Origin of the sequence: Okeania sp. SIO1H4 (assembly GCF_010672695.1) — a bacterium.
In the GTDB taxonomy this organism is placed as follows: Bacteria; Cyanobacteriota; Cyanobacteriia; order Cyanobacteriales; family Microcoleaceae; genus Okeania; species Okeania hirsuta.
On record NZ_JAAHGB010000017.1, the window covers coordinates 52984 to 69680 of the forward strand.

Consider the following 16697-nt stretch of genomic DNA (forward strand, 5'->3'; position numbering starts at 1 on the left):
AATCATATCATGTCTTATAACGTCGCTAATCTATAATAAAATATGACAAATCCTTTAATATCCAACTTAAAAATTAGTAGATTTTTATCTATTTTACATAAAAATTTGATAAATCGAAGCTGGATATTCTGGTTTGGTTTAAGTTTAGCTATTGTCTTAATTTATAGTTTTGAATCTCTCAAAACATCCCTCCAAAGTGAATATTTCATCCAAGATGATGCACGACAACATATATTTTGGATGCGTCGTTTTTTAGATGCAGAATTATTTCCTCAAGATTTCATTGCTGACTATTTTCAATCAGTAGCTCCATGGGGGTATAAAACTTTTTATTCACTCATCACATCTTTAGGTATAGACCCCATTTTTTTAGGTAAATTATTACCTATATTTCTCGGATTAATTTCGACAATTTACTGTTTTGGAATAAGTTTACAAATTCTACCTATTCCTGCCGTAGGTTTTTTTAGTTCATTCATTTTAAATCAAACTTTATGGATGGAAGATGACTTGGTTTCTGCTACTCCCAGAGCATTTTTATATCCACTTTTTTTAGCATTCCTATATTACCTACTCCGAAATTCCTTCTTTCCTGTATTAGTAGTGATCGCTCTCCAAGCTATTTTTTATCCTCACACTGTTTTACTATCAGTAACTATCTTAACTATTCGACTATTTTCCTACGATAAAAAACGGTTAAAATTTACTTCAGTCCGATTAAATTATTACCTCTGGTTAGGAGCAATAATAACTGCTGCAATTATACTTCTACCATACAAGTTTTCTGCTACGGAATTCGGGTCAATTATTACTGCTGCGGAAGCTAAATTACAACCAATTTTTAATTATGATGATGGAAACTATGGCAGAGCATTCTTTTTTCACGAAAATCCTTTGATTTTTTGGCTAATAGGACCGAGGAGTGGCATATTATTTTTAGGGTTTTTACCTCCACTAGCGATCGCCTCATTATTCTTACCTTTTGTACTTGGAAAAAGTCAAAAATTTCCTCTGGCAAAACAGGTTTCTTTAAAGGTAGAAATATTAGTTCAAATTTTACTAGCATCTATGGGGTTATTTTTCCTCGCTCATGCTTTTTTGTTTCAGCTTCATTTTCCCAACAGATATATTTATCATAGTATGCGAGTAATGATACCAATAGCTACTGGTATTGCTTTAACAATATGGTTGGATAGTTATTTGAATCAAGTTATTTCTCAGCTAAAAAATGGCTTAAATTTTCCACAAAGAATATATTTTAGCTGCACAGTTTTATTATTAGCGATATTAAGTATTATTCCTTTTTCCCAAGACTTAAGTATAGATAATCAGTTCTATATTAAAGGCAAAGAAATAGAATTATATGAATATTTACTAGCACAACCAAAAGATACATTAATTGCATCTATATCCAAAGAATCAGATAATCTTCCTACTTTTGCCCAACGTTCTACTTTAGTCGCCCAGGAATATAGTTTGCCTTACCATACAGAATATTATGCTCAGTTTAGTCAAAGAGCAAAAGATTTAATTCAGGCTCAATATACTTCTAATCTAGAAGAGGTTAATAATTTTATTCAGAAGTATGGAATAGATTTTTGGTTGCTCGATAAAACAGCTTATAACCCTAGATATGTAGCTGATAAAGAATTAATTCGTCAATATGATTTAGGAGAGACAATTATTTATCAACTAGAGCAAAATATGATTCCTGCTTTATCCGTTACTATTGAACATTGCACTGTTTTAACAAGTAAGAGAATAGTTTTATTGCCAACATCATGTATTCAAAATGAGTTGATGAAATTTACTCAAATTAAGTAAGCAGTCAGCTATCAGCTATCAGCTATCAGCTATTAGTTTATTGTCTGATTAAGGAGAATTCAAAGTTATACCAATTTGATAAATTTTTGCTACAAATAGCTAGGATATTTTTTAGGAGTCAGTCCTCAGGAGTCAGTCCTTAGGAGTCAGAATGAATGGCTTTAATACCAGTTTTTAGGTCTGAATTTATCTTTTTAGTCCAAGAGACATCTCCTATAAAATATTTTAATTGCCCCTATTATTCGTAATATTCTTTTTTCAAATTGGTATTACAGCATATTTCAAGTATATGAAGTACAGATATTAATATTAAATGAATGCAAGTGCGGGCAAGATGCCAGCGAGAGGTGTACCTCACGCTTGGTGGAATCCGCTGTATGTTTGCGCAGCATTCCACAGGAAATGCTGAATGCTAATAGCTGAATGCTTACTTTATACCAAGCTTTATATCAACGAAAGTATTATACCAATTCCCATACATTCATACTATACTTTCGATGCGACTTCAGTTATTAAGTAATAATAATGATTCAGTAATGTTTGTAAGGATTATCGGCATTAATCCAAAATATCTTATGCCTTTTAACTCTACTCCCTACTCCCAAGGAGATGTCGTAAAACTTTTGAGAAATGGTGTTAGGTCAAATTTTCTCATCTACAACCCACCATCTATTTCCTCATATTCAAAACCAAATATAAGGGTAGCAATAATAATTATTAAAATCCTCAAACTTGATGATTGTAATTATCCTAAATTACAGCGCTTTTCAAATTGATGAACTATAGCAATGTGCGCTGGCATATTTACAAATTACAGGAACTGTCGAATAGATAAAAGTCTTATATTATCGGTTTTTTCTTCCCTCTGTTGCCTGTTGCCTGCGCACAGCGCTATACCTCTTCACACATCAAACCTTGTAGTTCCATGGAACTTCCCTACTGTGGTCTACCCAAATCAAAACCGCTGTAACCATTTTAATTATTGTTAAAAGGATTATTCCAACGTTCGCCATATCCACGATTAAAACTATTATTACGTCTGGAAAAAGGGTTATTAGAAGGATTTGATGGTAAGTTTTGATTTACCTGATTAGGATTAACTCCATAGTTATATTGCTGTTGCTGATTTTGCGGATATCCTTGATTACTATAATAGTTAGAAACTCTTCCGTTATTAATCCCATTTACTCCATTTTGATTATTAGCTAAACCATTAGGTACTGTTGGTAATGGCGGTAAATTTGGATTAGCAGGTTGCCGTTGAAGAGAATAGTTAGATCCTGGTGAATTGCTGGGGTTATTGTTTTGATTTGCCGTTCCCGATCTATCTGTATAATAAGGTTTTGGTTGATTAATATTTATGGGTGGTAAAGGTGAATTAAAATTATTGTTTTGTGGAGATTGATAACTGTTGGATGTTGAAATTCCAGGAAAAGGAGAAGGTCTAATATCTCTAGGTTTTATCTCAGTAGGATAAAGGTTAAAATTATTTGTTTGAGACTGAGAATTTGAAGATGCTTGGGATTGATTTTTAGAGCGCTGGTAATCATCCAAAGCATTCTGTAATGCATTTGCAGGTTTTTCCTTTTTTTCTTCCCGATCGCTTTCGTCTAATATATTGAGACTACGTAACAGAGGAGATGTTAATAATTGAGAGTTGTCTAATTTATTTTGAGGAGGAAGATTATTGGTTGTTGTTTGAGGTTGAAGGTTCGTTAAATTTTCTTGAAGTTTTTTAGAGTTTTTTGGTGGTTCCGATTCATTTTTGCTTTCTCCTTTTAACCTGTTTAGTAAAATTTTCTCAGGAATTACTGAGGAATTAAATTGAAGATTTTCATAATTTTTTAAATCCTCTACTAAAACTGAAGAACTGTCAATATCACTAATAATAGAAATTTCTTCAGGAGATAAATTGTCAATTATAATATTTCCGCTTGTTACTGAATAATCATCTTCAACAGTTAACCATTCTGGATGGACTGTTAATTCCCAAACAAATAATAGCACTAAAGAAGCTACAGCAATTGGCCCCCAAACTAAAGGTTTTGTCAGATGACGAAATCTGCCTCGGAAGTAGCGTATGGAATTGGGTAATTTTTTGGGATTAGACATAGGTTTTGTTTTTTTATTAATTGTTTTTTCTCTAACATTAATCTGCTTTCTCGTTATAACTAGAAAATTTTATTTTTTGAGACATACACTAAAATTTTTTCAGATATAGCGCTGTGCGCAGGCAACAGGCAACAGGCAACAGGCAACAGCTCATCTGGGGGAATAAATTGCCTATAATATAAGATTTTAGCTATTGGACATCTCCTGCAATTTGTAAATATACCAGCGCTCATTGCTATATTAGGAAATTTTTTAGGCCAGCATAATATTTGTAGCCAATAATAACTTTTGTTTCATTGTTTAGTAATCGAACTCAAAATCTGAAAAAGTTGCATCAGATGAGCAACAATAAACACACATACTATGATTTATAGCTCAAGAACTTTTTTTCAACTGTTAATTACTAAACTGCCTACCACCTAAATTTTCCCATTATAAATACCTTGAGCAAATACTAATATTATTTGAGGTAACGAGATAAACTGACTTCTAAATCAAAATCGCTGTAGCATGAATTTGATGCCCAGATTCATCAAAAAATTTTTATATTTCTGGGTAAGCATATTCTAGCACAACACAAATCAGCTCAAATGAACAAACAGGTTAAATTACTACAAAGTAAAGAAGAGTTAATCGAGCAAGCTTTAGAAATTTGCTTGGCTAAAATGCAAGAGGCCATTTCACAGCGAGGCCAATGTACTATAGCTTTAGCAGGTGGTAATACTCCAAAACCCCTTTATGAGTCCATAGCAACTCAAAATCTACCTTGGGATAAAATTCATGTCTTCTGGGGGGACGAACGCTATGTAGCTCCTGACCACCAAGATAGTAACCAAAAAATGGCTAGGCAAGCTTGGTTAGACCGAGTGCCCATACCACCGACAAATATTCATGCTATGCCTACAGGAGCTGGAGATCCAGAAGTTGATGCCTCCAGCCATGATGCTCATTTGCGAGAATTTTTTCAGGTCTCACCAGGAGATTTTCCTAGTTTTGATTTGATTTTACTGGGAATGGGTGGTGATGCCCATACAGCTTCCTTATTTCCCCATACAGATGCTTTGCAAATTAGCGATCGCCTCATTACTGTAGGGAATAAAGATGGCCAACCGCGATTAACTTTTACAGTTCCACTAATTAATCAGGCTAGTTGCGTCATATTTCTAGTTGCTGGTGCAGATAAACAAGTTGCATTGGATCGAGTATTTGCAGAAAATGGGGATGAAATGAAATATCCTAGTCGCCTGATTCAACCAAAAGGGGAACTACATTGGTTACTAACTGATGTCAATATTTAAGCAGTGAAAAGTAATATCATGTCCGGTTGAACAGTGATAAATAAATAACTACGGAGGAGTCAGGAGAGAAGAAAGGAGAAGGAAGAGGAAGAACTGGAGTTGAAGGAGAAAGTTTTTTTATAACTAATTATCCGGACATGATATAAATTCATCCTATCCTAAAATTTCAATCCTTCATTGGTTAAGTGTTAGGTTGAGGCAAGGAAAGTAATAGAATACTTCATATATTTCTACTACAAACCTAACTATCTAAAGCTTAATACTTGTATAGCAGTCGAAGGAAAGGGCGCGGACAAATTAAAAGTTTAAAAGTCAGACAAAGTAAGATTTTTCACTCCTTCGGTCCTTCCAACTTCGGCTCTTACTTCTTTCTTCCCTCCTGACTCCTGAGGAGGTCCTCCTGACTCCTAAGTAATTAAAATTGATATTATACATGCTCTTCACCAACACCCAAATTAGCTATACAATACAATAGAATTAGGATTACTATAGAATCTGAAAGTTAAATATAATTATGATTCTTATGTCGGTGTTTCGATCGTCTGGCCGATAACGAGGAGTAGATCAATGATTGTCTGTCCGAATTGCAATCATCAGAATCCTGATGGAGCAACACAATGTGAAGCTTGCTACACTCCCTTACCTGTAACTACGAATTGTCCTAACTGTGGGGCAACAGTTCAAGTTGATGCTGCCTTTTGTGGTCAATGTGGCTTTGATTTGAAAGCTAGTACTGGTATGGAGGAAGGTCAAGTTTTATCTCAAACCGATCCAGCAGTAATGCCAACTATAGTATCACCAGTATCTGGTACGAATGCAGGTATGCCTTCAGAAGATATACCTGACTTACATCCACCAGATCCATTAGTGACTTTAGAACCTATAGTAGTGTCTGCTACACCAAACTTAGAAAAATCTAGCAACATTAATACTCCAGTTCCTACTGAGGAACCTCCACAAACTATTAATCCTATTAGTAACCCTGTAGTAACTTCTCCATCTCCTACTGGAAAAACACCAATTCCGGCCAAGACTCAGTTACAAAAACAGTCTGCCAAGTTAATTCATATTAGAACAGATACAGATATTGAATTACCAGTTAATTTATCTGTAATTCACATAGGTAAGCCTAACGACCGAGTACCACCAGATATTGATATTTCGGGATTTCCTGACTCTGAGGTGGTTTCTCGTAGTCATGCTGATATTAGAATAGAGGGAGATAGTTATTATATTGAAGATATAGGTAGTTCTAATGGTACTTATGTCAATAATACTTCTTTGACAAGAGGAAATCGACATAAATTGAGGCCAGGAGATCGAATATCTTTGGGCAAAGGAGATTTAGTTTCATTCCTATTTCAAATTTCTTAGCTCAGTTTTTAGATTTTAGGGTCATTAAAATCCTCAGCTCAAGGTCTTCCTCTGGTTAGGAAGACATGAAGCTAAGTAACTTAAAATTGTAATTATCAAAAATTGTTTAAGATGTTGTACTGGTATGTCAACTTTGAAATCATGTATAGATTTTTGTCAATGTGATTTTTAGGTAATGTTTTTTGGGTAATGTGACCCCTCAAAACTATCTTGACAGACCACTACTAAAATTTCCAATAGCAAAAGTGATTAGGCTAACACTGCTACATCCACTTCAGTATATGCTAGGCTGATTTTGGACTTTGGGAAATATACATATAATTAAAATTGGGCATTATTTCAAATAATAATGTAGTTCTTTATAGTTCCATAGTTTTTCGTTATCATATTTAATTAAGGCATAATCATTATAATGGGGAAATTATTAATTTATTTATCAGTGTGTTATATAGGTTAACTATCAATCGATTCTGAAGGTTATTATAGTAAGTTTATTGATCGTGAATTTTACTGGCTCCAAAGCAAAAATTGATATATCTATTGACAAACAATTAGAAGTATCTAGTATTAAACAAAGGGAAAATTATCGTCAACTAAATGATTTAGACAAACTATATTTATCTCTCTAATGTAAACAAAAAAAAATCTTTGGGGATAAAAAAGATGAATAGTTTGATTAATAAATAATCTTATTTTTGTGATTACTGTTTCTAGATAATTTTACCTGATTTATGATTGATTTGAGTAATAAATTCAGATTAAGTTTGGTGATTGAGTTTTATTGACTAGTTCTAGACAATAAAATTCGGTAACCTTGCTTTTGTTTGATCGTAATAGGTACAAAAATACTTTAAATGTTGCATATAATTTTAATCAAAAGTATAAGTAATTCTCTTTGAATAATACTAAATTTGTTTTACTTATATTAGTTCTAGTTATAGAAGGAAAAAGTAAGAAAAGGTAAGGGAGATTTGCAACAAATGTTTATTCAAATTACATAACTCTATGTTATTAAAAATAATATGGTATGACACTATTAATATATAGCAATTATAAATTATTAATGATAATTTTATTGCTTCGGTGTTTCACATTCCCTATTTCCTGTGCCTTAAAAGTCTAAGATATCTCACAACTCAAATAAGATTACTATAGTAATTAATTTATATTTTTGACCACAAATAATCTCATTTATTTTTTACTTCTAACAGCTCAATTATCCGGGGTAAATCCCTCATAAACAAGCCTTAAATAGCGTAAAATCCTTCCCTAACTGCTAGTCTACTCCCATTTATTGAGGGGTTAAATTTATTTCTTAATTTCCTTCTTAAATTGTTCAATAAATTTATCAAAATTATGTTTTAGGAGTAAAATTTATGAATAAAATACCAGAAGTAATGAAACATAGTCAACTGTTGAAGAGGTTTGTCCTTGACAAAAAAACGGTTGAAGACCAGGGTAGAATAGAACAATTGTGCCTGAATACTCAATCTCATCAAGTCATAGGTTTTATATGTAAGTCTGGTATTTTTGGTAAACAGAAAAAAGTTTTTGCTTGGAAACAAATTGAGACTATTGGCACTGATGCTACTCTAGTTAATGGAGACTCAGCACAAGAGAGTTTAGATAAATTCAATAATACTGTAAATATAATTGGAAATGAAGTATGGACTAATACAGGAGAGAAGGTAGGGTTAATTGTAGAATACCTTCTCAACATTAAAACAGGTGCAGTAGTTAATTATTTGTTTAAATCTAATGGGTGGCGAGGTGTTTTAAATAGTATTTATTTATTACCACCAGAAGCAGTTTCCAGTGCTGGTAATAAACGGGTAATAGTAGTCAATAGTTCTATAGAAAATCCTCAATGTTATACTGAAGGAGTTACTCAAAAAATAGGTCTGGTTCAAGATTTTTTACAAGAAGATTTAGTGAAAACTAGAGAACATATTAATGTAGCAAAACGTGAAGCAAAAAAATTACTTGTAGGTTTTCAAGAAACTGCTAAAGTTGTTAAAGAGCAAGCTCAAGAAAAAGCACAAGTAGTTACAGAGCAAGCTAAACAAAAAGTAGAAGAATTTCAAAGTAAGTCTACAGAAAAAAAGTCCAGAAAAAGTAAGCAAACTTCAAATGATTTTTCTACCAAAATTCAAGAAGTTACAGCAGAAGCTAAGGAAAAAATTGATGGGGTAAAGTCACAATGGAGAAAAAACTCTAATATTTCAAAAGATGATCGAGAAAACATTATAGATGATTTACAAATACATCAATAATTTTAGTATAGTTAAATAAATTAGTATCAGTGATTACCGAAGAATTAATAATTAAATAAGGCTTTGTTGCATAAAGATAGCAAATAGGGTAAAAATATGCAGTGCGTAGCACAACAAACCTAGACCAACATAGAAATGAGTAAGTCCAAGTCCAAGTACCGACTCAGCAACTGGTCTGAATATGATGCTTCCCTAAAACAGAGAGGAAGTCTCACATTTTGGCGCTGATGATGAAGTAATAGAGCAGTGGGTAAACCAACAAAAAAATGGACGTAGGGGAGCATCAAATACCTATAGTGACACAGCCATTGAATTTATGGTGACTATACAATCATTGTTTAGTTTGGCCGGACGACAGACTGAAGGTGTTGTAGAATCTATATTTCAATTGATGAACTTAGATTTACCAGTACCAGACCATAGCACTATATCCCGTCGCTTACAAAAACTGAATGTTCAACTGCCAGTTATACCAACTCATGAAGCTATTCATCTAGTAGTGGATTCTACGGGAGTTAAAGTCTATGGTGAAGGGGAATGGAAAACCAGGATTCATGGTGTAGGTAAACGCAGGACATGGCGTAAATTACATCTAGGAGTAAATGAGGCCACAGGGGAAATTGTCAGCGGGGTAGTGACTACCAATGATGTAAGTGATGATCAAGTATTTTCTGACCTATTAGATAGAGTAAATGTGGAAATAGCCCAAGTATCAGGAGACGGAGCCTATGATAAGTATAAGTGTTACGAGAAAGCTAGGCAACGAGGAGCAAAGACAACGATTCCACCAAGGAAAAATGCGGTAATAGGTCAACATGGCAACTGTAAATGCGCACCTCATCCCAGAGATGAAAACCTCAGAAGAATAAGAATTGTAGGACGCAAGAAATGGAAACGTGAAAGTGGCTACCATCGATGCTCCCTATCAGTTTGCGCAGCATTCCGAAGGAAAACCACGATGTTTAGGCTCAAAGTGATATTTGGAGGGAAGTTGCGGCGACGAAAATTTGATGCTCAGGCAGTGGAGTTATTCATACAATGTGCCATGCTTAACCGTATGATTCAAATAGGTAAACCCAAAAGCTACAAAGTTGAAATCTAGTTTACTCCACTCAGGGGAGTTGTCGCGATCGCCACTTTCATGCAACAAAGCCATTAAATAATTAAATAATTCAGAATGATGTAATAATTTATAGTGCAGTAGTTTCTCGCCATCATGCAGAATTATGGAAAAATTCATCTGGTTGGATGATGGTCAATTTTGGTGCTAATGGTACTTATGTAAATGATGAGCCAATCATTCAGACATCAGTGGTAGACAATATGATTATTCGGCTGGGCATTTCAGGGCCAAAGTTGCAAATTCATACTAAACAATTAGCTTCTAAGTTTGCAAAACAAATGAATAAGTTATCTAGTAAAGAAATAGATATATTTAATGTTTTTGATAATAACGAATTGACAAATGAGGATTTTACACAAACACATATTAATTAATTTGTAGTGATAGAAGTTAATTACACAACTGTGCAAAAAATACTTAAAAATTACCTTCTTTGGTTAGGACAATAAATTTGAGTGAAAAGGGAGCAGAGAGTAGGGGAGTAAGGGATACCTGGAGTGGAAAAAACTGTGAGTAGGAAAGAAACCGAAATATATCCTCTCTCTTGTGTAGATTGGATATGGCGCAGGTCTCCTCGCCATCCCACCCTACGGGAAGCTCCGAAGATCCACCGTTTTTTTTAATTGGAGCTGAGTCGATCGCAGCTAAAATCATTAGATAATTTGTCCCAAGTTTAATCAATACTATTACGGTTACAAGACTGCCGGAATATGAAAATAAATAAATTCTGAGTTTATTTGTTAATTTAATTAATATAATATCAACTAATTATTTTTTTTCTACTTCTTGGCGCAATAGTATGTCGATCTACCTGATATTTTTTAGCGGCCATAGACATATTAAACTCTAAATTTTCCCATTTTTCTAACTTGATTTTTTTTCCTCTAGGTTGAAGTGGTTTAATATTTAAAACATGAATAATTTCTTGAGCTACTGCCTTTGCTAATAGGGGTGGCACTGAATTTCCAACTTGTCTAAAACCATGCCATTTTGTTACATGAAATCTAAACCAATCAGGATATGAATGTAATCTTGCTGCTTCCCTAACTGTGATACATCTGGGTGTAAATGGGTGTATTGGTCTTGGAGAAGTATATGCCCCTTTACTACTTGGTGTTCCAGCTCTGAGTGTGTTACAAATACCATCAGGATTAAGTCTATAAAAGTGGCTTACTGATTCAATTTTTCCTGGTGCTGTAGCATTAAATCTTTCTCTTGATTTTTCTGTATGTCTTGTGCGTAAACTAGAGGTTAATATTGTTTGATCGTATTCACGTTTATAAGAATAGTCATTATTAAAACGTTCAATATTACGCAATTTTATAGCATACTTGCTTGGTTTACCATAATCATTTTCTACTTTTATCCAATCTCTTTCTAATAGTTCTGGATAATTTTCTACTTCTGGCAAATCTCCGATTGCATCCTTAACAGTGATCAAGTTTTCTGATTTTTTATCGGTAGAAATATTTGTAATTGCTAGAGGATAATTTGGTAAGATTAAACCTTTTTTACATCCCATTAAAAATAATCTTTCCCTATTTTGCGGTATACCATAATTGACAGCATTTAAAATTTGGTAAGGTTGCTGAACTTGATAACCATTTTTAGATAATTTGTCAATGACTTCCTCAAGAAAAAAATTTTGCTTTCCTACTGTTAATCCTTTGACATTTTCTATGACAAAATATTTAGGTTTTAACTCTAAAACTAATCGAACAAAATGAGATATAAGTGTATTGCGTGGGTCATCTAAGGTACGTTTTCCCATCAGAGAAAAACCTTGGCAAGGAGGACCACCAAAAATTACATCAATTTCTTTATTTTTAATATCTGATAACTGTCTAATGTCATCTCCAGTAATATCAACTATGCTACGACATAATATTGGCCAAAAAGGAAAATTGAATTGATGAGTGGCACAGTGAATGGGGTCTAATTCTACAGAAACAAGTATATCAAATCCTGCTTGTTCAAAGCCCAGAGTCATACCTCCTGCACCTGCAAATAAATCTATACCTATTGGTCGTTGCATATTACACCTCTACATTTACAGAGTATTTGGTGGTTTATGAAGTACGGTAGGGAGCAGGGAGTCGGTAGTAGGTAGTAGGAAAGAAAGAATATAGTTTTTCCAATCCTGAGTATTTTGTTAAAAATTACTTTCATTATTTGGACTCTAAACTACTTTGCCACATTTACATGGAATCTGCTGTATTTATATATATCTTTAATTTTGAGAGAAGATAATACCAATTTGGAAAAAGAATATTACGAATTAATTTGGGCAATTAAAAGACTTTATAGGAGATATCCATTGGACTAAAAAGATAAATTCCGACCTAATAAATGGTATCAAAGCTATTTATTCTAACTCCTAACTCCTGACTCGGTGACTTCCCCTCCTGGGAGGGGTTAGGGGTGGGTTTACTCCTAAGAAATAACCTATTTATTTGTAGCAAATATTTATCACGCTTGGTATAACAGGTAAAAGTAAAAATGCTTTTAGACTATCAGAGTTCTCATAGAGGTGATACTTAAGAATAAACTACTATATCTTTCAAATACCTAACTTATATTCTCTGAAGTTTTCATAAGGATTGCCATTTACTCTTAAAACAGCTATAGGTTGGTTATTTTCATTTTTAACAATATAGTACCATTGGAATTCTGTGCGGTCATTGATTACTTTTAACAGTTCTGGCTTTCCTTGAAAAGCTGATGGAATCGCTTTTTCGTATTCTTTGGCCACAAATAAACATTCTAATTTTCTTTTGTCTTTTTCATGATAAATTGTCTGTGATGAATACCTCCAAATAATTGTATCATCTGTTTTATCTGACAGATATAAAGTCATCCTATTGACAAATGATAATTTCTGTACATTTTTAATTAAATTATTGAGGGTTTTTGGCACATTATTTTTAGGGGAAGCTATGATTTGACTGATTTGTTGTACAAATTTAGTTTGTAAATTTTGTATTTGTTCAGCAGCTATTCTTTTAAATACTTGAGTAAAGCAACTAATGCTTTGGTGCAATTGCTCGGGTCTACTTCCGATCCTAATATTCGTAGGGAAGCAGCAGAAAGTTTAGGGAAAATTAGCATGGGCAATGAGAAAGTAATTAATGCTTTCCTGTAATTGTTGGAGTCTACTTCTAATCATCATGCTCGTAGGGAAGCAGCAAAACTCTTAGGGAAAATTGACCCTGGCAATAAGAAGGCGATTAATGCTTTGCTACAGTTGTTGGTGTCTACTACAGAAAATTCTACTCCCAGGGAAGCAGTAGAACTCTTAGAGAAAAAGGGATAATTTTTCGGTGGTGGTGCATTTTCATTGGTTGTACATTGTCATTATTTTTGTTACAAGAACAGTGGGAGCATCTTGCTCCCATGCCAGACATCTATTGTTCTTTTAACCATTACGCGACCAAGATTACCCATTCATTTTTCTACCTTTTTCCCCTATTGTATTTCTGAATCTCCGGAGTTATGAGATCAACTCCGGTAGCATCCGTATTGTAAAGGTAAGGAAGAAGGAAGATGGAAAAAGGCTTTATTTATCTAGAACAGAAGACTTAAAAGTCTGAAAAAACTGAAATTTTCTGTAAATATTCACGCTTGGGTTTACATAAATGATACCAGCGGACATGATATGACTCGGTCTTCCTGACTTCAGCAGCTAAAAGCACATACTGCGTGCAAAGATACCAAATGGATTCTATATTATGATGGGTGGAGTAATTCATTAAGTTTTCAGGCATTGCTGAGGGGCGGGATGAATATAAGTGGGGTGGGTATCATGCCTGCGGTGAAAATATCAGGAACGGGCAAGATGCCCATTCCACAAAACTATTAAAATCATCCCGTATTTATGCAACGCCAGTTTTCAAAATAGAGTTAATCACGATAAATACTGTGTATACTTCAAAACTCTTTGTTATTCATTCAATTTCTTTAATTACGCGACAGGGGTTCCCCACTGCAACAACATTTTCAGGAATATCTTTCGTTACCACGCTTCCCGCCCCAATAACTGTATTTTTTCCAACCTTTAAACCAGGAAGAATGATACAACCCCCTCCTATCCAAACATTATCCCCTATTTCAATAGGATAAGCCATTTCTTTACCTGCAATTCTTTCTGTCACATTTATTGGATGAGTAGCAGTATAAATTTGTACATTAGGACTTAACTTTACATTACTACCAATTTTCACAATATTGCAGTCAAGAATAACACAACCAAAGTTGGCATAAAAATTATCTCCAATTTGGATATTATACCCGTAGTCACATTTAAAAGGAGATTCTATCCAACAATCTCGATCGGTTTGGAATAAATCTCTGATAATTTTGACCCTTTCTTCTTGACTGCCATCTGGAATATTATTCAATTTTTGACATAAACTTTTAGCTCTTTGTCTATCTTTTAGTAAGTCTTTATCAAAGCCATTATAATATTGCCCGTTTAGCATCTTTTGCTTTTCTGTAATTTGATTTTGGTTTGACTCCATAACAGAAATTAATACTTAGGATTGAACAAGGAAGATGGAAGATGGAAGATGGAAGATGGAAAAAGTTGATGGGGACTCCAACCCAAACTAATTGTAAACACCGCGAGTGGCGGCGGGGTATTAAACCCAAAAGATAAAAATAAAAAGGGTTTAGTAAATTTTTTATCTGAATTATCGTTATTAGGATCAGGACTTACGCAAATTGACTTTTAAACCACCATTTGTAGGGGCGAATGATATTCACCCTCGCTATATGTAGAGTCTCTGCGTAAGTCCTGAGGATGTAATTTACAGCATATTTCATATTAGTGAGGTACACCAGTCGCGGGCAAGATGCCCGCACTACAAAGACTTTACCATTTATATTTGTACCTCATCTACCTGCAATCTGCTGTAATTATATTAACTAGACTTGAAAGCAAGGTAAGGTATATAAAGAAAATTTTACAGAAAAAAAAATCATGGTCTCATCATTACCACTACATTTTCAACTCAAAGGAGAAGGTTTTCCCATTCTTTGCCTCCACGGACATCCAGGTTCAGGCCAATGTATGTCTGTCTTTACCAACTCCCTCTGCCAAAACTTTCAAACTATTGCTCCTGACTTAAGAGGTTATGGCAAAAGTTATACGAAAAAAGACTTTGAGATTACTCAACATTTAGTAGATTTAGAAATACTGCTAGACCAACTTCAAATCCCCAAATATTTTATATTAGGATGGTCGTTAGGTGGAATTATAGCAATGGAGTTAGCTCTAAAAAACCCAGAGAAAGTTGCAGGTCTGATTTTAATAGGTACCGCAGCACGACCTAGAGGTAATCATCCACCTATTACTTGGCAGGATAATCTTTATACTGGTTTAGCGGGGATCATAAATTGGTTGATGCCTGGATGGCAATGGAATATTGATACTTTTGGCAAGCGATCACTATTTAGATATCTCATTCAACAACACACTCCTGCCAGCTATAAATATTTAGCAAAAGAAGCCGTTTCTGCCTATTTACAAACTTCTAAATTTGCCACTAGAGCATTAAATCAAGCTTTAAGAAGTGACTATAACAGATTGAGCGCTCTGCCACAAATTCAATGTCCTTGCTTAGTATTAGCTGGGGCAAGCGATTGCCATATTACTCCTGAGTCCAGTCAAGAAACAGCTCTACATCTCAATCATGCACATTGGCAATGCTATCCTAACACCGCTCATCTTTTTCCTTGGGAAATTTCTCAGCAAGTGCTAACAGATATTAAAAAATGGATACAGCTTCAGCAAAAATAATCAAAAATATTATACCAAATTCAAAAAAGGTAGTTACATCTTAACTTGTAATTTATTGCTACAATTAAAAATTGTATATATCCATCAAATGTCAAAATCAAGTATCTTTTCCTCTTTTTTATCCAGTTTTTTCCCTGTTGCCTGTTACCAGTGTCGAGACTGTAGCAATATTTTATGAAATTGGTATTAGAAATTCTTGTAAAAGTCAATTAAAAGTCAAAATTAAGAAAAGTTGATAATTTCCTAATTATAATTTATTGGCATTGCTGAAAACAGATATCAAGACTTAAATTAAAGTAAATCAAGAGTAATTAATAAGCTTTACTATTTTTCTATCTAGTATCAAGCAATTAGTAGTTTATTTAGTATCTTTGACTCTTATCGACTACTAACTTCAAAGTTATACTATTACTCAGCAACACCATTTATCTTCAAATTTTATAATTTCCTGAAAAGGATTAAGTTTGGGGACTAAAAGCAGGATTTATTACTGTTTCATTACTACTATTTTCTAATTCATCATAAATAGTTAACTCCACAGGTTTAGACTGCTCAATAAACACCTGAATACCCTGAGCACTTTCGTCTTTTAAATCTTCTATATAGCCAGCTTCAGCAGCTTTTGCTTCTTCAAATGTAAAAAAAGGTCCAAAATAATAAGTGCAACAAGGGTTAGTAGTAAAAATTTTAACCCACCAAGCCAGACCAGAAAAGTTTAATAAGTTTGCCAATGTTTCTTTCATACTATGTTAATAATTTTTGTATTAGTAGTTGCTTTTGAAGTTACTGATTCTCACATCTGCCAATGTTTGCAACTTTATGAGCAAAAATTCTAAACAAACTATCAGGAAAAATTTGAATCGATAACTAAACTATACAAATTACAAAGAGTGTTC

14 protein-coding genes and 1 pseudogene are annotated in these 16697 nt (G+C 33.8%); 10 read left to right on the forward strand and 5 right to left on the reverse strand.

Annotated elements, in window-relative coordinates; all coding sequences use genetic code 11:
• Positions 1-42 precede the first annotated feature (42 nt).
• Positions 43-1824, forward strand: coding sequence for a hypothetical protein (locus tag F6K06_RS14705; protein WP_287241826.1), 1782 nt, complete (start codon positions 43-45; stop codon positions 1822-1824).
• A gap of 975 nt (positions 1825-2799) precedes the next feature.
• On the opposite strand, the gene F6K06_RS14710 is transcribed toward F6K06_RS14705, so the two are convergent.
• Positions 2800-3936 (reverse strand): hypothetical protein, encoded by a 1137-nt coding sequence (locus F6K06_RS14710; protein ID WP_124154407.1) that lies wholly within the window; start codon positions 3934-3936, stop codon positions 2800-2802.
• 590 nt (positions 3937-4526) lie between these two features.
• Between F6K06_RS14710 and pgl the strand changes: the two genes are divergently transcribed.
• The 6 genes and pseudogenes from pgl to F6K06_RS14740 all read left to right on the forward strand — a co-directional run bounded on the left by pgl (position 4527) and on the right by F6K06_RS14740 (position 10378).
• Positions 4527-5234, forward strand: coding sequence for a 6-phosphogluconolactonase (gene pgl / locus F6K06_RS14715; RefSeq protein ID WP_124142635.1), 708 nt, complete (start codon positions 4527-4529; stop codon positions 5232-5234).
• 567 nt (positions 5235-5801) lie between these two features.
• Positions 5802-6608 (forward strand): FHA domain-containing protein, encoded by an 807-nt coding sequence (locus F6K06_RS14720; protein WP_124142636.1) that lies wholly within the window; start codon positions 5802-5804, stop codon positions 6606-6608.
• 500 nt (positions 6609-7108) lie between these two features.
• On the forward strand, positions 7109-7237 hold the full coding sequence (locus tag F6K06_RS14725) for a hypothetical protein (RefSeq protein WP_275670248.1): 129 nt from the start codon (positions 7109-7111) through the stop codon (positions 7235-7237).
• 747 nt (positions 7238-7984) lie between these two features.
• Complete coding sequence (locus tag F6K06_RS14730; RefSeq protein WP_124142637.1) at positions 7985-8881, forward strand: PRC-barrel domain-containing protein; 897 nt, start codon at positions 7985-7987, stop codon at positions 8879-8881.
• A 135-nt stretch (positions 8882-9016) separates the two neighbouring features.
• Positions 9017-9983: pseudogene (locus F6K06_RS14735) on the forward strand (IS5 family transposase).
• Positions 9984-10066: 83 nt separating this feature from the next.
• Positions 10067-10378: an FHA domain-containing protein gene (locus F6K06_RS14740; protein ID WP_275670251.1), complete on the forward strand. Its 312-nt coding sequence runs from the start codon at positions 10067-10069 to the stop codon at positions 10376-10378.
• Positions 10379-10764: 386 nt separating this feature from the next.
• On the opposite strand, the gene F6K06_RS14745 is transcribed toward F6K06_RS14740, so the two are convergent.
• Together F6K06_RS14745 and F6K06_RS14750 are read right to left on the reverse strand one after the other, a co-directional pair.
• On the reverse strand, positions 10765-12039 hold the full coding sequence (locus F6K06_RS14745) for a DNA cytosine methyltransferase (RefSeq protein ID WP_124142639.1): 1275 nt from the start codon (positions 12037-12039) through the stop codon (positions 10765-10767).
• Between the two features lie 525 nt (positions 12040-12564).
• Complete coding sequence (locus F6K06_RS14750) at positions 12565-13044, reverse strand: hypothetical protein (protein WP_124142640.1); 480 nt, start codon at positions 13042-13044, stop codon at positions 12565-12567.
• Between F6K06_RS14750 and F6K06_RS14755 the strand changes: the two genes are divergently transcribed.
• On the forward strand, positions 13039-13146 hold the full coding sequence (locus tag F6K06_RS14755) for a HEAT repeat domain-containing protein (RefSeq protein WP_240038716.1): 108 nt from the start codon (positions 13039-13041) through the stop codon (positions 13144-13146). The genes F6K06_RS14750 and F6K06_RS14755 overlap by 6 nt on opposite strands.
• A gap of 3 nt (positions 13147-13149) precedes the next feature.
• Entirely contained in the window at positions 13150-13317 is a 168-nt protein-coding gene (locus F6K06_RS14760; protein ID WP_161564282.1) for a hypothetical protein, read from the forward strand.
• A 631-nt stretch (positions 13318-13948) separates the two neighbouring features.
• On the opposite strand, the gene F6K06_RS14765 is transcribed toward F6K06_RS14760, so the two are convergent.
• Positions 13949-14521, reverse strand: a complete 573-nt coding sequence (locus F6K06_RS14765; RefSeq protein WP_124142642.1) for a sugar O-acetyltransferase — start codon at positions 14519-14521, stop codon at positions 13949-13951.
• A gap of 461 nt (positions 14522-14982) precedes the next feature.
• Here F6K06_RS14765 and F6K06_RS14770 point away from each other — a divergent pair, with 461 nt between their 5' ends.
• A complete protein-coding gene (locus tag F6K06_RS14770) occupies positions 14983-15801 on the forward strand; it encodes an alpha/beta fold hydrolase (protein WP_124142643.1) in 819 nt (272 codons plus the stop codon).
• A 458-nt stretch (positions 15802-16259) separates the two neighbouring features.
• Here F6K06_RS14770 and F6K06_RS14775 read toward each other — a convergent pair whose 3' ends face one another.
• Positions 16260-16544, reverse strand: a complete 285-nt coding sequence (locus F6K06_RS14775) for a DUF1816 domain-containing protein (RefSeq protein ID WP_124142644.1) — start codon at positions 16542-16544, stop codon at positions 16260-16262.
• Positions 16545-16697 lie beyond the last annotated feature (153 nt).